At 53.5% G+C, this 20,267-nt stretch carries 15 protein-coding genes; 7 read left to right on the top strand and 8 right to left on the bottom strand.

Annotation, left to right across the window (positions count from 1 at the left end; all coding sequences use genetic code 11):
* Window positions 1–9 precede the first annotated feature (9 nt).
* From JIN85_RS01285 to JIN85_RS01275, 3 genes are all read left to right on the top strand, one after another.
* Entirely contained in the window at window positions 10–1,068 is a 1,059-nt protein-coding gene (locus JIN85_RS01285; RefSeq protein WP_200266822.1) for a threonine aldolase family protein, read from the top strand.
* A 116-nt stretch (window positions 1,069–1,184) separates the two neighbouring features.
* Entirely contained in the window at window positions 1,185–3,428 is a 2,244-nt protein-coding gene (locus tag JIN85_RS01280) for a tetratricopeptide repeat protein (RefSeq protein ID WP_200266820.1), read from the top strand.
* A gap of 31 nt (window positions 3,429–3,459) precedes the next feature.
* Window positions 3,460–4,044 carry a hypothetical protein gene (locus JIN85_RS01275; RefSeq protein WP_200266818.1) on the top strand — a complete coding sequence of 195 codons (585 nt, stop codon included), beginning with the start codon at window positions 3,460–3,462 and terminating at the stop codon, window positions 4,042–4,044.
* A gap of 2 nt (window positions 4,045–4,046) precedes the next feature.
* On the opposite strand, the gene JIN85_RS01270 is transcribed toward JIN85_RS01275, so the two are convergent.
* Window positions 4,047–4,724, bottom strand: coding sequence for an N-formylglutamate amidohydrolase (locus JIN85_RS01270; protein WP_200266816.1), 678 nt, complete (start codon window positions 4,722–4,724; stop codon window positions 4,047–4,049).
* A 165-nt stretch (window positions 4,725–4,889) separates the two neighbouring features.
* On the opposite strand from JIN85_RS01270, the gene JIN85_RS01265 reads away from it, so the two are divergent.
* On the top strand, window positions 4,890–6,638 hold the full coding sequence (locus JIN85_RS01265) for a hypothetical protein (protein ID WP_200266814.1): 1,749 nt from the start codon (window positions 4,890–4,892) through the stop codon (window positions 6,636–6,638).
* Between the two features lie 77 nt (window positions 6,639–6,715).
* Here the strand turns inward: JIN85_RS01265 and JIN85_RS01260 are convergent, their stop codons facing one another.
* The 5 genes from JIN85_RS01260 to JIN85_RS01240 all read right to left on the bottom strand — a co-directional run bounded on the left by JIN85_RS01260 (window position 6,716) and on the right by JIN85_RS01240 (window position 14,477).
* Complete coding sequence (locus tag JIN85_RS01260) at window positions 6,716–7,882, bottom strand: pyridoxal phosphate-dependent aminotransferase (protein ID WP_200266812.1); 1,167 nt, start codon at window positions 7,880–7,882, stop codon at window positions 6,716–6,718.
* 603 nt (window positions 7,883–8,485) lie between these two features.
* Window positions 8,486–10,972, bottom strand: a complete 2,487-nt coding sequence (locus JIN85_RS01255) for a prolyl oligopeptidase family serine peptidase (protein ID WP_200266810.1) — start codon at window positions 10,970–10,972, stop codon at window positions 8,486–8,488.
* Window positions 10,973–10,980: 8 nt separating this feature from the next.
* Window positions 10,981–12,546, bottom strand: a complete 1,566-nt coding sequence (locus JIN85_RS01250; RefSeq protein WP_200266808.1) for an aldehyde dehydrogenase (NADP(+)) — start codon at window positions 12,544–12,546, stop codon at window positions 10,981–10,983.
* A 36-nt stretch (window positions 12,547–12,582) separates the two neighbouring features.
* On the bottom strand, window positions 12,583–13,488 hold the full coding sequence (locus tag JIN85_RS01245; protein WP_200266806.1) for a dihydrodipicolinate synthase family protein: 906 nt from the start codon (window positions 13,486–13,488) through the stop codon (window positions 12,583–12,585).
* Window positions 13,489–13,523: 35 nt separating this feature from the next.
* A complete protein-coding gene (locus JIN85_RS01240) occupies window positions 13,524–14,477 on the bottom strand; it encodes a proline racemase family protein (protein WP_200266804.1) in 954 nt (317 codons plus the stop codon).
* Between the two features lie 83 nt (window positions 14,478–14,560).
* Between JIN85_RS01240 and JIN85_RS01235 the strand changes: the two genes are divergently transcribed.
* The gene (locus JIN85_RS01235; protein ID WP_200266802.1) at window positions 14,561–15,292 is read left to right on the top strand and encodes an AraC family transcriptional regulator; all 732 of its coding nucleotides are present in this window, start codon (window positions 14,561–14,563) and stop codon (window positions 15,290–15,292) included.
* Here the strand turns inward: JIN85_RS01235 and JIN85_RS01230 are convergent.
* Window positions 15,289–16,536 carry an NAD(P)/FAD-dependent oxidoreductase gene (locus JIN85_RS01230; protein ID WP_200266800.1) on the bottom strand — a complete coding sequence of 416 codons (1,248 nt, stop codon included), beginning with the start codon at window positions 16,534–16,536 and terminating at the stop codon, window positions 15,289–15,291. The two genes, JIN85_RS01235 and JIN85_RS01230, sit on opposite strands and share 4 nt — an antisense overlap.
* Before the next feature lie 99 nt (window positions 16,537–16,635).
* Window positions 16,636–17,436: a LytR/AlgR family response regulator transcription factor gene (locus JIN85_RS01225; RefSeq protein ID WP_200266798.1), complete on the bottom strand. Its 801-nt coding sequence runs from the start codon at window positions 17,434–17,436 to the stop codon at window positions 16,636–16,638.
* A 487-nt stretch (window positions 17,437–17,923) separates the two neighbouring features.
* Here JIN85_RS01225 and JIN85_RS01220 point away from each other — a divergent pair, with 487 nt between their 5' ends.
* Both JIN85_RS01220 and JIN85_RS01215 read left to right on the top strand, forming a co-directional pair.
* Window positions 17,924–18,931, top strand: coding sequence for a histidine kinase (locus tag JIN85_RS01220; protein ID WP_200266796.1), 1,008 nt, complete (start codon window positions 17,924–17,926; stop codon window positions 18,929–18,931).
* Window positions 18,932–19,036: 105 nt separating this feature from the next.
* Window positions 19,037–20,110 carry a sensor histidine kinase gene (locus JIN85_RS01215; protein WP_200266794.1) on the top strand — a complete coding sequence of 358 codons (1,074 nt, stop codon included), beginning with the start codon at window positions 19,037–19,039 and terminating at the stop codon, window positions 20,108–20,110.
* Window positions 20,111–20,267 lie beyond the last annotated feature (157 nt).

Below are 20,267 nucleotides of genomic sequence, written 5' to 3'. Positions count from 1 at the left end.
ACAACGATCATGTATTTCACCTCGGACAACTGGGCGGGCGTGCATCCCGCGATTTCAGAAAATCTCGCTCGTCACTCATCGGGCATGGCTTCGGCTTACGGCACCAGCGCCCTCGACAAGCAGGTGGAGCAGCGGTTCAACGAAATCTTCGAGCGCGAAGTGGCGGTTTATTTCGTCGGCACTGGCACGGCTGCGAATTCCCTGGCACTTGCCGCGGTCAACCGCCCGGGCGGTGTGGCATTCTGCCATCGGGAAGCCCACGTCGTGAAAGACGAGTGCGGTGCCCCGGAATACTTCACTGGCGGCTCGCGGTTGCAAACGGTCGATGGTCCTTCCGGAAAAATGAAGCCGGGTGAGCTGCGGAGAGAGCTCAAAAGCTTCCGCCCCGATTTCATCCACGCCGGCCAGCCGATGGCGGTGACGATCACTCAGGCAACCGAGGTCGGCACGATTTATCAGCCTGAAGAAATTTCCACCATTGCCGGGATTTGTAAGGAAAAGGGCATCCCGTTGCACATGGACGGCGCAAGATTTGCCAACGCGCTGGTCACGCTTGGGGTGTCGCCAGCGGAGATGACCTGGAAGCAAGGGGTGGATGTGCTTTCGTTCGGCGGAACCAAAAACGGCTGCTGGTGCGCGGAGGCATTGGTCTTTTTCAATCCGGAAAAGGCGAAGGATCTGCCCTACATCCGCAAGCGTGCTGCTCAGTTGTTCTCAAAGACCCGCTTCATCGCGGCGCAGTTCGATGCTTATTTGAAGGATGATCTCTGGCTCGATCTCGCCAAAGCGGCGAATGATAAAGCGACTCGGATGGCGGCGGCGATCCAGCAGAGCAAGCATTGCCGGTTGGCCTGGAGTGTCGAATCCAACGAGCTTTTCCCGATCATGCCGGAAACGGAGGCGGATCGCTGGCGCGCTGCTGGCGTGATGTTCCACCAATGGCCGGTTCCGGGTGATCTCACCGACAAAGTCGAAGAGCATGAAGTCGTTGCGCGTTTGGTGACCAACTTCTCCACTACCGATGAGGAGGTGGAGGAGTTCAGCAAGATGGTTCTCGCAGGCGCTTGAACGTCTCTTCTGGGGGACGTTTCGATTTTCGCGATTTCAAAAGTCAGGCAGGCCGTAAATCTGCCTGACAATCCGGCTTGCCGCGCGCGTGGCTTCTCCTTATTTTGCGGGTTCCTATGCGATATCGCCGCCCGATTCTACTTCCTGCGAAGGCCATCGTGTTCGCCGCTTTGCTCGGCGTCGGTTCGCCCGATTTGCTGTGCGCGCAGACGACGGCGCCGGTGCATCCTACCCAACTGGACCCTTCCGATATTTTCCTACAGGCTTATATGTTGCGTCGTTCGGCGGATGAATTGCAGCAAAGTGGAAATTATCGTGAGGCGTGGGAAAAAATGTCCCAGGCTCAGGAACTCATCGAGACCATCAGGCATTATCATCCGGATTGGAAAAAATCGATGGTGGAAGGCCGATACGAGAATAACAAGGAAGCCGCTAGCGAGCTGAAGCCCAAGGCCGAGAAACAAGCGCAAGAGGAACGGGCAAAGCTCGGTGGTTTGGCAGAACTCGAAGGAGGCGATGTCAAATCCGGTGAATTCATCGATCCATCGGATGGAGTCGCCCCATTATCTTCGCCCGGAATTTTGGAAGTTGATCCGCTAGCGACCCGGCGTCTGGAAGAGGCGGAGGCGGAAGTGAAGCGACTCAAAGGTTTGCTGGCCAATTCGAATCAAGCGGCGAGAGATGCGTCCCGATTGCACGATGTGGAACGCCAGCGTGATGCATTGAATTCTCAGCTAAGCCAGGCAGAAGCCAGAGAACGCGCGTTGCGTGCGAAACTCGCAGCACAGCCGATGCGCAATGAATTCAATCAACTGAACGACCGCATCCAAAGCTTGGAAATGGAGGGAGAGGCGCTCAGGAAAGCCTTGAACCAGAGTCGTGAATCCAATTTGGAAGCTGAAACACGCCGACAAACCCTGGAAGCGGATCTCAACGCGATGAAGAAAAAAGTCGCGGACATGAATCAAAAGGAAGCGGATTTAACGCGCGATCTGCAGGTTCAGCAGGATGTTGCGAATGACTTGGTGGCCGGTCAGCGTCGCCAATTGGAGGAGCTTGGAAAGCAGCTCGATCAGAAAACCAGCGAGCTGAAGAAAGCGAACGATCAGATCGCAGATCTTAAAGTAGAACTTCAGCAAAGTAAGGATGCTTTCGATCAGTTGCGCGATGAGCGGGATAATCTGCTGCAGGAGCGCGACCAGATGGCGGCATTGCTCAAACTGAACGAAACGGATCGGATCAACGAGTTGATCGAGCAAAATGTGGGGCTGGTCAAACAGCTGCGCGAGGCGAATGAGAAGGTCGATCGTCTGAATCTGGATAACAATGCCACGAAGGATGACCAAGCGGAGGCATTGCGCGACTTGGCCATCGCCAAGTCACAAATTAATGGTTTCCAGGAGGAAAAACGCAAGCAGGCGCAACGGCTGGATGAACTCCAGGCACGGCTACGCCATGAAGAAGGCACGCTGGCCACCGGTTCATCCGGAATGAGTTCTGAAGAGGCGGACGTGCTGCGGAACCTCATCAAGCGGCAGTTGGTCGTCCAAGAACGACACAAGCAGGCGCGCGAGGTGCTTGAGGAGGCGGCAAAAGAATTGGGTTCTAAAGATGAGCGTCTGGCCCAAGCTATCGATTTCCTGAAAGGCGAAGAACTGGTTTTGTCTCCTGAAGAACAAAAACTGATCGCGGACCGGAATGTGGATGGGCATTTCATTTCGCCAATGGCGAGGGACCGCGAATCAGTGGGACGTGCCACCGCAGCCTTGGAGCAGGAAGAGCAAAGCTACAACAGAGCTGCGGTCAAAGCCTTTGCAAAAGGGCGATTCTTCCCGGCCAAAGTGTTGTTCGAGACGATGGTTGAGAGCAATCCAGGTGATGTTTCCGCGCTGTGCAAGCTGGGGGTTGTTGAGCTTAAATTGAAAGATTTTCTAGCCGCCGTGGACGTGTTCCGCCGTGCAACTGAGCTGGATCCGAAAAATGCTTACTCGTTCCGCATGCTTGGCCTTTCCCTGATGCAGATCGGCGATTTGGCGTCTGCTGAAACCGCCGCGAAACGGGCAACGGAGCTTGCCCCGGACGACTCGTTGGCCTTCATGGTGCTTGCGCAGATTTGCTATCAACAAGGCCAGCCAAAGGATTCCATCGCCTACTTCAAAGCGGCCATCAATGCGGATCCGGTCTCTTCCGCTCCCTATTACAACCTCGCCCTGCTTTACCAGATGGATGGTCGGCTGGATGAGGCGCGCGAGTATTACGAAAAAGCCTTGGAGCGTGGAGAAGTTCCAGACCCGGCATTGGAGAAAAAAATCGAAATCAAGCCATCAGCTACCCAGGAGCCCGCCAATTCGCCGAATTGATCTCTCTTTAAAAACTAAACCCACAACTGCTTTGAAAACTCTCTTCATCTTAAGTCCGGCGGTGTTCCTGCTGGCTTCATGTGCTTCAAATAGCAGCTCTGGTTCCTCCAGTGAGGTTTCCACCCCAACGCTGAGTCAGAGAATCAATGGGGCACAGCGCTACAGCTATAGCAACGGCGAATTGGGGGGGGCAGGAAGCAAGCGGAGTGAGTTTGAGAGCAAGGGCGAACTTTCTGAGGCGACCAGTGACTACGCCAAGAAAGAATATGCCTCTGGGGATTTCAAAAAGAAGGCATTCTGGGGCAATAAAGATTACAGCCTCAAATCTTATGACGGAAATACCGATGGCTCGCAATTTGCCAAAGCTTCGAACTTTGCGAACAAGTCTGCAGACGAAGGCAGTAAAAATGTCGTTCAGGAAGCCTTCGCCACGAACGATTACGGCACGAATGCCGCGAATGAGGCATCAGCTAAAAATCTGGACAAGCCATCCGATGCGGAAACGGACTTCCGTCGTAAGGTTTACGGCAAGCCCAAGGTGGTGAATTGGGATGAGCAGCGGGACATGTCGGTTGAAGAAACCACAGGCATGATCGGGCGCCTCAAGAATCAATAAGCTCAGTTGCTTTGCACGGCGTCCGCTGCGGATTTCAACGTCGTGATCAGCGTCCGTTTCAGAGTTTCCCAACGCCACGGCGTTCCTGTTAGGAAGAACGATTGAGATACTTCCAGCCGCACCGGGGCATACTGCGATGGCGGGAACTGTTGCATGAGTTCGTTGACCAGTCCGTTGAGCGGGGCGGCGCGCCGGAATGAAACTTCCAATCCAGCCTGGCGAATCAGGGACGACCACCGACCTGCAAATTGCTCGGCGTTTTCGCAATGGGGTGGGGTGAGCAGTTCAATTTTTCCAACTTCCGAATCCACCGTGTGGGTCATCAGGTGCGCGACCCAATCGTTGCGGATCAAGTCGTCCGAGATCCTCAGTTGAAGCTGGGCGCGATAAGTCCGCTCGTGCCGGTCAATCAGTTTTGCCTGGGTGGCCTCCGGCAAATTCCTGGAAATCTGACTCCAGCGCTCGTCTCCGTTTTCATCCAGATCGATGAGCAAGCGCGTCATGTCGCCGTGGATCAAGGGGGTTCGGAATTTCATCGAAAATCCTTGGGCCAGATTCAAGGCGCCAGGGTCCCAACCTTTGGGAGAGGTGACAAGGTCCTCCGAGCCACGAAATAGCTGGCGATACGCTTCCGGAATGGCGCAGGTGGCATGCTCGCAGCTGAAAAGAAAAGAGATCATTCGTTATCGAACCTGTTGAGATTCTGGGTGGTTGATCGCAAGTTGGGGGATGCTTCGCAAGTTGGCAACCCCGGACCGGCGACGGGACGGAAAGATTTTAGAAAGTATTGATTTTACGGAGTACTTAAGCAAGGGAGCTTGCAAGGTTGGAGGTCCCAGAACAGTATGAACAAAATGCGGGGGTTTCGCTGGTGGATCATCTTAGTTTTGCTTCAGGGGCTGGCGCTCGGCGAGACGGTGTGGCAACCAGTGACGAACTATTCGATTTCCTTCCCGGGTGAGCGTCTGGATGCGGCGCCGCGGATCAATCCGTTCGAGAATTTCACCAATTTCGGCACCGACTTTGGCTGGATGGGACCAGGGCAAAAGCGGATCGATGCCAATGCGGGAGTGATCCGGGTCAAGGCCGCAGGCGAGTGGACCGGCGTTTGGCATTCACTTGCTGGGTTGGCGACTGAGGTGAACCGGCAGCTCGATCCCACCGATGTCCTCGGACTTGGCGGGCCGGAGCAATGGCGTGCGCCGATCCGCGGAGTAACGATTGATGTGCAGGGAAAGGGGACCTTGAAGATCGAATTGGTGAATTCGGCGGGGGAGGTGCGGTGGACGCGTTCGCTGGAGCTGACACCCGGTGAGCGCACGCGGAATCGGTTTGATGTCGAGCCATCCGGATTGGGGGAACTCAAATTTTTCAACTGGGTGGTGGAGCCCGGCTGCAGTGCAAACGTTTCATCGATTGGCTTCGAAGTCGAACGCCCAAAGATGGAACCGGAGGAGTGGATGTTCCGGGTTTCGCTCGGGAAATTGCGGCGTTGTCACGATCCGATCAGCGGTCTGACTCGTGACCGTGCCCATGTGCCTCCTGGTGTTTTTGATTCGGTTGCTTCGACTGGAATGTTTGCCATGGCAAGTGCCGTGGCGGCGGCGGAAGGCATTCTGGATCGGCCCGAGGTGGAAAAGGAAGTCCGGCACACGGCGCAAGTGGTGTTGGATCTTCCCCGAGCTGCGGGATTTTTGCCCCACTTCGTGCAGCGCAGTGAGGATGGCCGATTGGTGATTCACCCGGGCACGGAATTCAGCACCGTGGACACGGCGATCGCCTTGCACGGGCTACGATTGGCCGCTGATGTGTTGAACTTGGAAGACGTTTCCGCAGAGGTCGGCAAAGCGATTGAGGGATTGGACTTTGATGCCCTGACGGACGAAAACGGATGGATCGGTCACGGTTTCAGGGAAGATCGGGAAACGGCACTGACTGCACAATGGCGTGACTGGGGCGGAGAGACGGCAATGGTTCTGGCGCTGGAAGGAATGGTGCCGGATCGCGAACCGAGAGGTCGTATGGAGGGTGGCGGCCAGGTTTTTCGGGGGGTGGGCTTTATCGTCGAACTTCAGAGTTTGTTTTATCCGGACTTCGATCGACCTGAGCCGGATTTGATCACTGGCACGGTGTGGCCGGAGGCACGGCGGAACTTGCTGCTGCGCCAGATGTCTTACGTGCAGGAACAGTGGCCAGATTCGCCGGCGGCCCGTGCGGGGATTTTCGGACTTTCAGCCGGTGAAATTGGTTTGCCCGGGGATGGATATGCCGCAAACGGAGTCGATGTGGTGGGGCTGCGCTGGCTTTATCCGCATGAAATGGTGATGAGCCTGGCCTTGAGTGGCGGCAAAGAGTTTGGCGAAGGAATCCGGCGTTTGTCCCAAGCGGGCCTGCTTTACCCGGTTGGTTTGCCGGAAAACGTTGAGGTGGGCTTGGTCTTGAACAACCCGATGCAGGGTTCGTTAAATGCCGCATTTGAGGCGCTGGCCAGTTATCATGGCTGGCGGCGAGGAAAGGGAGCTCCGGATGTGCTGGATGATGCCTCCTACGCCGACCCGATGCTGCGTCGGGGCGCAGCGCGGTTTTACCGTTAAAACGGATCGATTCGAGCCATAAAAAAACCGCCACCGGCGGGAAATAGCCGATGGCGGTTTGGTAGAATCAGCTAGGATCAATGCTCCTTGCAGAACTGCTCGAAGCGAGTCAGCCCTTCATTGAGAATGTCCAGAGTGGTGCAGTAGCTGAGGCGGATGCCTTCGTCATAGCCGAATGCGATGCCGGGAACTGCCGCGACCTTGTAGCGGGAAAGCAGCTTGTCGCACAGGTTGGTGGATTTGAGTCCGGTGCTGCCTGTGTAGACGAAGAAGTAGAATGCGCCTTGAGGTTCGACCACGCGGACATTCGGGATCGCCTTCAGGCGAGCCAGCATGAATTGGCGCTTCACGTCGTATTCACCGCGAAGATCTTCGATAAAGCTTTGATCACCCTTCAACGCAGCCAAAGCGCCGAACTGGGCGAAGGTCGTGGCGTTCGAGACCGTGTGGTTCTGAATCTTTTCAATGGCTTCCGCGACTTCCTTCGGTGCCGCAGTGTAGCCGAGGCGCCAGCCAGTCATCGAATAAGCCTTGGAAAAGCCGTTCACCGTGATGGTGAGATTGTAGAGCTCTTCGCTCAGAGATGCGATGGAAACGTGTTTGGCCTCACCGTAGATGAGCTTTTCGTAAATCTCGTCGGAAAGAATCATGATGTCCTCGCCAATGGCAATTTCACCAAGGGCGAGAAGCTCCTCTTCGCTATAAACGGCTCCGGTCGGGTTGCCCGGGGAGTTGATGATGACCATTTTGGTCGCAGGGGTCATCGCATCCTCAAATTGCTCTGGAGTCATCTTCCAGCCGGTGGACTCTTTCGTCTCAACCAAAACCGGGATACCGCCAGCCAGGCGCACCATCTCTGGGTAGGAAACCCAGTAAGGAGTCGGGATGATGACCTCATCGCCTTCTTCAACCACTGCGAGAATGGCATTGAAACAAGCCATTTTGGCACCAGAGGTGACGCAGATTTGGCTAGGTGCGTAGGTCAGATTGTTATCAGCCAGGAACTTTTCTGAAAGCGCTTGGCGCAATTCAGGAATCCCGCTGGCAGGGGTGTATTTCGTCTTGCCGTTCTGGATCGCTTCGATGGCGGCTTCCTTGATGAAGGCAGGGGTATCGACTTCCGGCTCACCACCGGCAAGGGCGTAAACTTCTTCGCCCCGTGCGATCATCGCCTTGGCTTGGGCGGTGACAGCCAGAGTGAGCGAGGGTGAGACTTTGGCGATTCGTGATGAAAGTGTGTCCATGGGAGCGACGCGGTTAAAATGGATTGCCCGGCCGACCGGACAAAGCAACTGATTTTGCGCACCCCGGTCGGGCGGACGGCTTTTGTGGCGCTTGCCTGGAAAGCTGGCAAGCGAAATGGGCCTGAAACAAGCACCCGCAAGCGGGAATTTTGCCGGATCACAATTTATAATCTCAGCCCAGCAAGCCTTCGCAAGGCCAGTCGGCAATTAAATTCCCGAAATACTTAATTTCAAATTGCTTTGATCAAAATTATGTTCCATAAAGGTCCCAGAATTATGCGGCTGAGGTCGTGATTCTCCGTGCATCCGGGGGGAGGCGCTGAGGAAAACGGTCTGCCAGTGCTGATTCACCCTTAGCCTTCTCTCTCTTCGGAGGGAGAAGGTTTTTTTGTTCCTGGGACAGGCATGGAGAACTGGGATCCCAGTTTAACCAACAAAATCAAAGAATTAGCTCGATTTTATGTCACAGACTGGGTTGTGTTTACCGGTCAGGAAACGATAGGCGGTTCATCTGCGGTCCGTGGATTTCATGGGTTTAGTCCATCGGCAAAGCAGATGAACCTGCCTTTTCTGGTTCCCAATCGATCGCTGGCCCAGGCTTGATTAGAGTGAGTTGAGATGGTGAACCAAAAACGTAGCTCTGCGAAAATTTCCGTAGGGCGTCTCGGCGGCACCGTGACCGGCATTCATCACCGGGACAAAATCGAACACCTTGCCAGCCTCCTGCAAAGCGGCCACGACCTGTGCCGTTGAGGCGGGATCGACATTGTGGTCGAGTTCACCGACGAAAAGCATCAGGTCGCCTTTTAAGTTTGCAGCGTAATTCGCATTGGAATTTTCCGCGTAGCTTTCATCGACGGGCCAACCCATCCAGGCCTCATTCCACCAGATTTTATCCATGCGGTTGTCGTGGCAGCCGCAATCCGCGACAGCGACTTGATAGAAATCGCCGAAATGAAGCAGGGCAGAAAGCGCGCTTTGTCCCCCCGCGCTACCGCCGTAGATGCCGACCCGAGACAGGTCCATCCACGGGCGGGATTCAGCCGCCGCCTTGATCCACGGGATCCGATCAGGAAATCCGGAATCCTTCAGATTCTTCCAGGCGACATCATGAAATGCTTTCGAACGCCAATTGGTGCCCATGCCATCCAATTTCACCACAATGAAACCAAGCTCAGCCATCGCATTCAGACTGCTCCACGAGCTGAAGTTCTGTGGGGTGAAGAAGTCATGCGGGCCCGCGTAGATATTTTCCAGGACCGGATATTTTTTGTTCGGGTCGAAATTGCTGGGCCGGAAAATGAGGCCGTATATGTCGGTTTTGCCGTCACGCCCCTTGGCAACGAAGGATTCCGGGGCTTTCCAACCACGTTGCTCCATCGCTGAGGTATCCGCTCTGACGAGTTCGGCAACCAAACTCCCGTCACCTCCCCGGCGCAGTTCAGTCACGGGGGCCTGATCTGGGCGCGACCAGGTTGCGATTTCCCAGGTTTTTCCAGGAGAAAACTCGATCGTGTGATTCCCGTGCGATTCCGTCAGACGCGTTATTTTCACGTCATCCTCCGAATTCAAAACGATGCGGGCGTATTGGCGATGATACGGCTGGGTGGGATCCATGCCGAGGGTTTCCACCAACATTTCGACCGAACCGTTGGCTTCCTGAATATCGTCGACCTGATGGATATTCCAATCGCCGCTGGTGATCTGTTTGCGGATTTTACCGGCTCTGCCATCGATGAGATAAAGGTGGTTGTAGCCGTCGCGTTCGGATGCCCAGAGGAAGTCCGCGGAGCCAGCCAATCGATGCATCCAGGTTTTCTGGGAATAATCGATGAAGGTGTCGCTGGTTTCCTCAAGCACGATGCGGGTAACGCCCGTTTTCGGCGCAATCCCGATCACCCGCATGGTTTGATGTCCCCGGGCATTGAAAAGGAACTGAAATTCCGATGAATCGTTCAGCCATTCCAGTCGGTCGATTTTCCATGGGTTGTGGTAAAGCCCGTCATCCAGCTGGACGAGCTTCGGAGTGGCTTCGCTCAGGTCGAAGAGAACCGGGCGGCGGCGTGTGATTTCATCGCCCGGTTTGGCATAGTTGAAGGTGAGGAGTTTTGGCTGCAGCTGGTCCGGTGGGGTGCTTTGGACGATGTTGATCTGCCTCTCAGGCACCACGGTGACTCGCCAGGCGACGAGACTTTTGGAATCGGGTGACCACGACAATTCACCAGCGTATGGATGCGAGCGTGAGCCGTCTTTGGTTAATGGGATGGTGGCATTGGATTCTCGATTCTGGAGATACAGATTGTTATTTTGAATCCTGGCGCTCCATTTACCATCCGGTGAGATGCCGGGGTCCGCTGGGCGAGCGGATCGGACTTTACCAGTGATGGTCACACTCACTGGATCAGCAGCTGCGCGGACGGATGCCAAGCGACTGCCCGCCGGATTGGAAAACAGCCAAACATGGCCGGCATAGGTCTGAAATTCCCGAGTTTCGCTTGGCGGGATGGTCCCATAGTTTTTTGCAACTCCTGATTCATTGACCCATTGCACGACCAGATCTTGTGCAGTCGAGTTCTGGATCAAGACCACCGTGGGAATGTTGCTGCTGGTGCTGCGCGGGTTCGCGTTTGGCGCTGACGGGGCGATGCTTTTGGCTGGGGTGTTATCAGCCTGCAGTGAGTTTGAGGTGGTATCCCATTGCCATCTTTTTCCCAGAGCAAAGAAACGAATGCTTGGGGAACCCGTGACTGGCTTTAAACTTATCAATGGCAAATTGCCAGCTCGGACGTTTTGATGGGAATTTTGTCCCAGAGCTTTCGCTAACAGTTCCTGATCAAATGCCGCTGTGGCTTTCCCGGATTTCAGATCCACTTCGTAATACCGGGTTCCATTTGCCGATTCATCTATCTGATAGATCAGCCGCGAGTCATCATCCGCCCAGTGGGCGCGGAAGTTGGATTTATCCAAAAGTCGCCTGTATTCCCGGCCTAAGGAGTCCGCTTTCTTCATTGCGTTCCGGACTTGCAAGTCGTCCGATGAAGCCTGGAGTGGAATGATGAGACAAAGGCCGAGAATCAGGATACGGAACATGAATGGGATCAATGAATGTGTTGGGAAATTCCCAGAGGGTTTTCATCCCGCAGCTCTGGTGGCAGGGCATCTTGCGGGGCGTTTTGCCAGGCGGCCGGACGGCAGAATCGGAAAATTGCCATGGTGCCGACCGAACTACTGCGACCATCGGAGGTCGCTGGAAATGGCCCGCCATGAACCATGCTGGAGCAGACTTCGACTCCGGTTGGGAAACCATTGAAAATGAATCGGCCCGATTTTTTCCGCAGTTGATCGACGATGCCAGTATTCCACGAAATTTCATCCCCGCTGCCAAAAATGGAGGCGGTAAGCTGGCCTTCCAGCTTGGCAAGCGCTGTTTCGATTTCGCTGCTGCTGCCGAAAACGAGAATTGATGCCGGGCCGAACATTTCCGCCTGCAGCTTCGGATTCTCCAGGAATTTTGCCGCAGTGGTGGTGAATACTACGGGAGGTGCCGTATTTAAACCCCGTGCTTCTGATTTTGCCAGCAGATCAATCTCTGGTTGGTCGGCAACGGTGTTGGTGGAGGTTTGATAGGCGCGTGCGATGCCTTCGTTCAACATCACGGCTGCCGGGGCCGCAGCGATCAATGATCGGAGTTTTTCCACAAAAGGTTCGGCTCCTGTGTCAGGTAGGAAAACCAGTCCGGGGTTCGTGCAAAATTGTCCACAGCCGAGTGTGAGCGAAGCGAAGTAGGCTTCTGCCAATGCGGTGGCTTGTGGTTCCGTGGCAATGGCACTTGGCAAGATCACCAGCGGATTGATGGCGCTCATTTCCGCATAAACAGGGATCGGGCACGGGCGGGATGCGGCAATTTCCATCAGGGCGGTTCCACCTGAACGTGAACCGGTGAAGCCCACGGCAGAGGTGATGGGATGTTTCACGACGGCGACGCCGACCGTTCTTCCTCCACCACAAAGGGATGAAAAAACTCCTTCGGGCATCTCACACTCACGGGCGGCTTCGATCACGGCACCTGCCACCAGTTCGGCTGTTCCCATGTGAGATTCATGAACGATCGCAACAACCGGACAACCAGCCGCCAAAGCGGACGAGGTATCCACGCCTGCAACCGAGTAGGCGAGCGGGAAGTTGCTGGCGCAAAATACCGCGACTGGGCCGAGTGGGACCTGCATCGATCGCAAGTCGGGTTTGGCTAACGGTTGGCGATCCGGAATCGCTCGTTCGATCCGGGCATCGACCCAGGAACCTTCTTCGATCAAATCCGCAAATAGCTGAAACTGCCCCATGGTTCTAGCCGCTTCGCCGCGGATCCGTGCTTCCGGGAGCGCGGTTTCGAGCGGGGCTCGTTTGGCGAGAAGCTCCACTCGGGCGCCAATTTTCTCGGCGATGGTGCGGAGGAATTTGGCCCGCACGCTACCGGGAAGTTTGGAGTAGATTGGAAATGCCGACTTCGCGAGAGCCATGGCTTTTTCCACTTCATCCGGCGTAGCGGACCGAAAGGTCGGCTCCAGTTCTTCGGAAGTCGCAGGATTGATCGCCTTGCCGCATGAGTTGTGGCCAGTGCCGCGTGAATAGCCGATGAATGAAGTTCCTAGTAGATCGAGTGACATGAGTTTGGGGCGGGGTGGTTCGTTTTCCGCAATCGGTTAGATTGCAGGAGCAGTCGCAATTGCTTTCTCGATGATTGCAGTCGCGGCAGCGAGTTCGGCTCCTTCCAGTTCCAGTCGGGGAGCCCGTACTCGATTATTACCCATTTTGCCCTCGGTCGCCAGGGTCTGCTGCAGTTTGATCAGCTGGACGAACTTGACCACGGTGTCCATGCGAAGCATTTCCAGCATCCAGAGATAGATGGGCATCGCTTCTTCGATCCGGCCGCTTGTTGCGAGATCGAATAACTTCACGTTGTGTTTTGGAAATGCACCACCGACACCGGTAATCCAGAAGCTGGCTCCCATGGCGAACCCTTCCAAGGCGCAATCATCGACCCCGACTCCGATCGCAAGGCGGTCACCGCACAGCTCACGGATGCCGGCGATGCGGCGGACATCAGTCGAGGATTCCTTAACCGATTCGACATTGGGAAGCTCATCCGCCAATTCCTTGATATGGGCAGGAGTGAAGTCGGTTTTATAAGCTACCGGATTGTTATAAATGATGCAGGGCAGATCGGTGGCGGAAATGACAGCTTTCGTATGCGCTTTCATTTCCCGCCAATCCGAGGCGTAGAGATAAGGTGGAAGCACCATCAGGCCGCTGCATCCGTTGTCTTTAGCCGCTTTGGCAAGATCTACGGCTTCTTTCGTAGTCAGGGCTGCGATACCTGGAATGATAGGTGTGCCGGGCAGGGCGGTGGTATAGGTTTTTTGGAGCGCAACCTTTTCCTCGAAGCTCAACGTCGCGCCTTCACCGAGCGAGCCATGTGGCACAATGGCGCTACAGCCATTTTCGACCAGCCAGCGTCCATGTTCTGCCATGAGCGCATGGTCGATGGATTGATCTGCGTTAAATTGAGTGACAGTTGCGGGCATCACGCCCTTCCATTGGATCTTCATAAAGCTTGTTGTAAAAAAATCGATTCGTTCCGGTTTCAGTCCATCGGGATGCCGAACCGGAAGGGGTCTTCGGGATGGAAGTAATATGTGGATTCGCCGGTGACCCATGCGCGACCTGTGACGCGTGGCAGGATCCAGCCATCTGGCAGTTCCGAATAGGTTCCCGAGAAAACAGAGTTGAGTATTCCAGCCTGCCGCCAAATTTGCCCTGGAGCCAGATCTCCATCAGCGGCTAAGCATGCCAGTTTGGCGCTCGTTCCGGTTCCGCATGGTGAACGATCATAGGCACGCCCCGGGCAAAGTACGAAATTCCGGCTCTCTGCAAGCGCTGGATCAACGGGCGGCCCAAAGGTTTCGATGTGGTCGATGCACATGCCATCGTCTCCGGTGATACCGGAGGCTTCGAGTGCGAGCCGGACTTTCCAGGTGAAGTCGGTTAGATCATCCAGATTTTTAAATTTGATTTCAGGGCCCTGGCCTTGAATCAGGAAAAACCAATTGCCGCCCCAGGCGATGTCCCCGGTCACCACACCCCAGGTGGGAACTTCCACGCTCACGTCCTTCGCTTTTCTACGACTGGGAACATTGGCGACCTCGACGCTTCCGTCTGGATGCAGAGTCGCGGTAACCACTCCAACCGGTGTATCAATCCGATGGGAGCCGATTTGTATCTTGCCCAAATGAGCTAGTGTCACGGTGAGCCCGATCGTTCCGTGTATACACATGTTTAGGTTAGATACGTTATTGAAGAAAATCACGCCGCAGATACAATCCGCTTCATAAGCTTCACATAGCAACGCACCAACCATTGCCTCATGTCCACGCGGCTCATTACAAACCGAACTACGAAGCCAATCATGGTCTCGCTGAAGAAGTGCAGCTCGTTCAGACATGGGGCCGTTGCCCAAGTCCGGTCCACCTTCCACTACAACCCTCGTGGGTTCTCCTTCAGCGTGGGAATCAATGACCTTAAGGGCGATGGTAGACATTTCGACCACATTACTAATCGGGGTCTTGGCGTAAGGTCTAGCTATGGCTTCCGAAATCGTATAGAAAACCCAATTGCCCTTATATGAATAATTCTCCCCGTCCGATGGGTTTTGATCCATCCATGTTGCCGGTTGACCGACTTTTTGACGGTGTCTCGGACATTGTGTTTTTTATCAAGGATGCTGGCGGCAAATATTTGGCAGTGAATGATACACTGGCTACGCGTTGTGGATTGCCTTCGAAGCGAGATGTGATCGGGCGGACGACCGAAGAACTTTTCCCTGCTCCGCTTGGCTCGGCCTTCGCCGATCAGGATCGAACCCTGTTACAAGGCGGTAGCCCGATCCGGGATCATTTGGAATTGCACTTGTATCCGGGAGGCGGCAGCGGCTGGTGCCTCACTTATAAAGAGCCCATTACAGGGGCTGATGGCATTGTTACCGGCATTTGCGGGATTTCCCGCGACATCCAAATGCCGGCCGAACTGGGTGATCAATTTGCGGCTTTATCGGTCTCGATCGACTACATTCATCGACATTTTGATGAACCTCTGCGGCTGCCGGCACTCGCCGAAATGGCCGGGCTATCGGTCTATCAATTTGATCAACGCATCCGCACATTGTTCCATCTTTCAGCGGGGCAGTATTTGGTGAAAGTCAGAATCGATGCGGCATGCACCAAGTTGCGCAATAGTGACCAGGCAATTGCTGATATCGCCCTGGATTGCGGGTATTCGGATCAGTCGGCATTTTCACGCCAATTCAAGCAGGCGACGGGCATGCCACCGCTGGCTTACCGCAGGAAGTTTCGTTAGAATCGATTGACCGCCATTCCGGCCAAATCCCGGAATGGTGTTTCGCCGGTCAACAGATCCGCCATTGCGCGACCACTGACAGGGCCGAGGCTCAAGCCCATCATGGCGTGGCCCGTGGAGATGAAGAGATTTTCGATATGGGGCGCGTTCCCCAGATAGGGGATTCCATCTGGTGAGACGGGCCGAAGACCAGCCCATGGTTCGATGGATGAAAAATCGACTCCGTCAAACACTGGGAAATAGTCGACGATGGAATGGATGATGCCTTCAACCCGGTTGCGATTCACATGAGTGCCCATGCTGCCCACTTCCATCGTGCCGGCAATCCGCAGACGCCCGTCCATGGGAGTTACCGCGACTTTCGCTTCACTCAAAATGGAACACAATTGAGGAAGCTGCGGTGGGGAATCAATGGTCAATGAATAGCCTTTCCCGGGCTGTAGCGGTAAGCGCAGTCCGACATTTCTTAGCAGTTTCGAAGTCCAGGAGCCGCCGCAAATGACGAATTGATCGCCCTCAAATCGCTGGCCGGATCCTTCCACGGCAGTGATCTTGTCCGGGGTCCGGATGATCCGGTCGATTTCAATTTCCTGATGAATGGTTCCACCCATGCTCAAGACGCGACGGGTGATGGACTCGAGAAATCGTTGAGGATCTAAATGGCAATCTTGAGGAAAATGCACGGCCCCGGCGATGTTCATGGTGACGGATGGGTCCACCATTGCCGTTTGTTTGGCGTCCAACACTTCAGCCTGGATGCCAAGTAGCCTGGCCATATCGGCGACTTCGGCCTCCGCCTCCAATCCCTTGCCGGATTTGCAAAGCATCAGCAAACCTCGCTTCACCAGGCCAAAATCTTCGTCCGCCGTGAGTTCCTCGAATAACCGGCGGCTTTCCAGATTCAAATCACGCAGCAACTCGACACTGTGCTCAACGTGGCGCGCATTGGCATAGCGTAGAAAGAGCCAGCCCCAGCGCATCAGATCCGGATTCAGGCTAGGGCGGACATAAAACGGGCTTTTCGGGTTCAGTATCCAGCGAAGGCCTTTGGCGACCATGCCCGGGGCCGCCAGTGGAATGAAATGGCTGGGAACGATCATACCGGCATTTCTTGCCGAGCAATTGTCGATCCCGGGCTTGCCGCGATCGACCAAGGTGACTTCCATTCCCTTGCGGAGTGCGTAGTAGGCGGTACAGAGCCCGATCACCCCACCACCTACTACGACCACCCGGCTCTTTTTCATACGATGAGTCTACCGTATAGGTCTTTGCCGGTTCTATAGTGATTTTTCCATAAATGGTGCCCAATATTTGGTCCCCGAGGCTGGGAAACTGCAATTCGATCACACTTTTTTCAACCACGACTGCAGCCGTAGGAGAGCTGTCCGCCCGATCAGGAGCGGGTTTTGGGTATCGTGGAAGTAGACTTTCGTTCTGTTTCTTTCGGTAACTACCAGATCTTTAATGCGTGAAACATTGATGATCATGGAACGATCCACGCGCCGGAATCGCTTCGGTGGCAAACGTTCTTCCCAGTGACTGAGGGTGCGATAGGCGATGGTCTTGGTGCTGTATGGGGTAGAAATTTTCGAGTAATTGCCGTTTGCCTCGATATAATTGATTTCCTCCACCGCAATTTGCCGGGGAGAGGAGTTATGACGAAGAACGATCGAGTCCTGGATGGGGAATCTACAGCTCGTAGAATCATTTTTCTGCAAACCAGGCGAAATCAATCGATCAAGCGTTGCCGTCAACCGGGAGGGAAAGACTGGCTTTACCAAGTAATCAATGGCATTGGCCTCGAATGCTTTTACGGCATAACCCGTGTGCGCGGTGACAAAGACAACCTTTGGCATTGGAGTCAGATGGGACAGAATATCAAAGCCATTGGTTTTTTTGAGTTCGATATCCAAGAACACGAGCTCAGGTGAATGCTGAGTGAATAGCCTGATGGCTTCTTCTGGGTTGCCAGTAGACGCGATCAGATAAATTTCAGGCCGTTTCTCCAGTAATCGCTTGAGGCGTTCCCGCGCTGCTGGTTCGTCTTCAACGATCATCGTGCGCCAAACACGTTCGGTATGGCTGTCCTTAGCTTCGTCCGAATTCGCATTCGGCTGATGCATGGTATTTGGCTGGCGCGGCATGGGGCGGATGGAACAAAGCGAATCTCAAAAAGTATCTCCTGCTATTAAGAATTGTGAGATTTTTGTAAAACGGAATTATGATGATTATGGGCAATTATTTGTAATCTCTAGGTTTGGTTGCGAAATGGCAGCAGCGATGATGAATGTTAGATTCATGGTATATTTGGAAAATCGTCGATCAAATATGATATCGATAATGGTGTATTGACAAAATGCCTAAGTTTTTCCCGTAAGATTAGTGGCTTGCTGGATTATTGTGTCTTGTGTAGGAGCCATTTTGAAGATTTCAGAAAATATGGAATTGCATCTTCTATAGGTCTGAAATAGCTGGAGCACCGAGTTGAGTGCGAATTCTCCAATAGCTATTTCAAATCAAAGGGGATTTCAGGCTCAAGGTCGATGGGCTCGGCTTCCGTTTGTCTGTAGATATCAGATTCTCTTTTGGCTGATTTACACGTTCTTCTCATTCCCAGTTCATTTGATTGGAATGTATTATGTCGTCAAATGGCGAGGGCCAGTCCATATTTTTGTATTAATTCGTATCATTGATACTTTCGCGTCGATTGTTTTGACAACTGGATGGTCTGGGATGCTCAAACGATCTCGAGAGAGAAATATTGGATTTATAAAATCGATCGGATTGATCAGTTTATTGGCCGCAAGTGCTGTTATTTTTATCCATTTTATAGTGAGGGTTTTGGTGATTATGCCGATTGCCCACCATTATCAAAAACCGAGGCTTTGGGACCCGGGTAATAAACTTGCCTTACATTTGGCGGCGGAATCCTATTTGTTCCTCCTGCATACAGGCTGGTGCGCCATTTATTTGCTGATCGCCTACCTCAAGGATTCTAGAAAGAAGGACCAAGCGCTCAGGGACTCACAATTGCGTCTTCAACAGGCCGAATTGTTGATGCTTCGCTCCCAGATCAGACCACATTTCTTATTTAATGTCATGAATTCGCTTCTAAACGAAGTGAGTGAGAATGGTAAAGCGGAGCAGGTTATTGAAAATTTGTGCGTGTATTTGCATCACTGCTTGATGTATCGCGAGCAAATTTGGGTGCCGCTAGATCAGGAGATGCAAGCACTCCAATGTTTTATCTCAATCGAGCAACGCTGGTTCTCGGATTCCTTACATGTTACCATAGTTAATCAGCTACAAGGTGCCGGGGTGTTGGTCCCCGGTGTCATCGTTCGACTTTTGATCGAGAAGGCTTTGATGCTGGCTCGAGAAAGGATTCCTCATCAGCAAGTGATCGTGTTCCGTTCAAGTTTTCGGAACGAAGTGTTATTGATCGAGTTGGGGGCGAAAATCGAAGGTGTATGGGGCGGGGTAGGAGTCGAAGTTTTGGCGAAACCAGACCTTTATCAAATACGCGAGCGGCTTGATCAATTGCTGGCCAACCAGCATCGGTGCACCGTGGAGCTTTCTCATAGCCAATCAGCACTCCAGATCAAAATTCGCAATCCACCGATGGTCTTAATATCCTGATCCTGTTTTACTTATCCATTCATCCGTTTGATAATGCCATCTTCAATTTCCATCAAACTCGGCTCGGCATGGCGTAGGATTCCTTTTTTTTGGAGATTCCAAACCATGATCTGGGGCGGGTATGCTCTGGCTTCATTTCCAATTTATTACGTAGGATTACGGTACGGAATGAAGTGGAGCGCCCCCGCAGTCAGCTTTATATGGGTCAAGGCTGTGGATGCCTTGATGTCGTTGATTGTAAGTTCTTTGATGGGATGGTTCTATGAGTGCAGGCTTTTTCTATCCTTAAAGTTGTCGATTCAGGCACTGCTAGCGGTGATCGTCTCCGTTTGTGTCACGCTGATTTGGCATTTTGGCATCGTTCCGGATCTTTTTGTGCCACTCTACTCTAATCTTGGCCGATTTGCGAAGTGCTCCCCCTCGGATTCCCCGGTATTTCACTTTGGGGTACTGACCTATTTTTTCCTGCTTTTTACCGGTTGGAGCATGTTTTGGCTCATGGCAAAGCGCTCCCTCGATCGGCGAGAAGAGCAGATTGGACTAGATGAAATGCTGAGGCGGCAGCAAGAGGCGGAAATTCATTTACTGCGATCACAGATACCACATCGTTTTGTGTCGGAAGCACTGGAGTTGATTCGAAATGAATCGGCGGGAAACCAAAAATTAGATCACTTACTTGATGCCATTTCAAGCTATGTGAGCCGAAATTGGGGCACTCAGCTAAATTCACTGGTCCCTTTGAGCGAAGAAATTGGGGCTTCCCGCGAATATTTTGAGATCGAGAAAATCCGGTTTGGTGATGAGTTGCGTCTACAGCTGGATATCGATCCAGCGAGCCTGGGGATCGAGATACCCGCAGTCCTGATTCAGCCTCTCCTTGAGAATGCGGTGAAATATGGTCGGATGTCCTCAGGCCAGACGCTTCTCGTTCGGATAAAATCGAGTCTAGCTGAAAATCGATTGACTCTAGAAATTTCCAATACGGGAACTTGGTTTGAGCGCCATGCGGATGACCGGAATGACGTCGGCGGCATTGGCCTGGCGAACGTGCGGAGTCGACTGGAGCTTCTCTATCCCGGGGCGCATGAATTTGAGATCAGCTCAACGGATGGATGGGTAACTGTCAAAATCGTCATTATCGGCTCCGGAGGGACTCGCCATTCCGAGGGAAGATCATAGTAAATCGCGCTAGCTGTTAGATTTTCGGAACTGCAATTCTTTCTTTTTCAGCGATTTGCGGAGTTTCTCTGAAAATTTTTCAAAAAACATGAAGAAACGGATTGACGATGGGGGCGGGTTTGGTCTAGGGTCCGCCCGTCGCCACGACGGAGGGCGA

This window comes from Luteolibacter pohnpeiensis (genome assembly GCF_016595435.1).
GTDB classification, from domain to species: domain Bacteria; phylum Verrucomicrobiota; class Verrucomicrobiia; order Verrucomicrobiales; family Akkermansiaceae; genus Luteolibacter; species Luteolibacter pohnpeiensis.
The sequence above is the reverse complement of the archived record's forward strand: the minus strand, read 5'-3'. Positions and strand labels throughout refer to the sequence as shown.

What these genes read in the sequence shown, in the direction of transcription:
- JIN85_RS01285 (WP_200266822.1), top strand. Translation starts at nt 10, where the DNA reads ATGTATTTCACCTCGGACAACTGGGCGGGCGTGCATCCCGCGATTTCA.
- JIN85_RS01280 (WP_200266820.1), top strand. Translation starts at nt 1,185, where the DNA reads ATGCGATATCGCCGCCCGATTCTACTTCCTGCGAAGGCCATCGTGTTC.
- JIN85_RS01270 (WP_200266816.1), bottom strand. Translation starts at nt 4,724, where the DNA reads ATGATCTCTTTTCTTTTCAGCTGCGAGCATGCCACCTGCGCCATTCCG.
- JIN85_RS01265 (WP_200266814.1), top strand. Translation starts at nt 4,890, where the DNA reads ATGAACAAAATGCGGGGGTTTCGCTGGTGGATCATCTTAGTTTTGCTT.
- JIN85_RS01260 (WP_200266812.1), bottom strand. Translation starts at nt 7,882, where the DNA reads ATGGACACACTTTCATCACGAATCGCCAAAGTCTCACCCTCGCTCACT.
- JIN85_RS01255 (WP_200266810.1), bottom strand. Translation starts at nt 10,972, where the DNA reads ATGTTCCGTATCCTGATTCTCGGCCTTTGTCTCATCATTCCACTCCAG.
- JIN85_RS01250 (WP_200266808.1), bottom strand. Translation starts at nt 12,546, where the DNA reads ATGTCACTCGATCTACTAGGAACTTCATTCATCGGCTATTCACGCGGC.
- JIN85_RS01245 (WP_200266806.1), bottom strand. Translation starts at nt 13,488, where the DNA reads ATGAAGATCCAATGGAAGGGCGTGATGCCCGCAACTGTCACTCAATTT.
- JIN85_RS01240 (WP_200266804.1), bottom strand. Translation starts at nt 14,477, where the DNA reads ATGTCTACCATCGCCCTTAAGGTCATTGATTCCCACGCTGAAGGAGAA.
- JIN85_RS01235 (WP_200266802.1), top strand. Translation starts at nt 14,561, where the DNA reads ATGAATAATTCTCCCCGTCCGATGGGTTTTGATCCATCCATGTTGCCG.
- JIN85_RS01230 (WP_200266800.1), bottom strand. Translation starts at nt 16,536, where the DNA reads ATGAAAAAGAGCCGGGTGGTCGTAGTAGGTGGTGGGGTGATCGGGCTC.
- JIN85_RS01225 (WP_200266798.1), bottom strand. Translation starts at nt 17,436, where the DNA reads ATGCCGCGCCAGCCAAATACCATGCATCAGCCGAATGCGAATTCGGAC.
- JIN85_RS01220 (WP_200266796.1), top strand. Translation starts at nt 17,924, where the DNA reads ATGTATTATGTCGTCAAATGGCGAGGGCCAGTCCATATTTTTGTATTA.
- JIN85_RS01215 (WP_200266794.1), top strand. Translation starts at nt 19,037, where the DNA reads ATGATCTGGGGCGGGTATGCTCTGGCTTCATTTCCAATTTATTACGTA.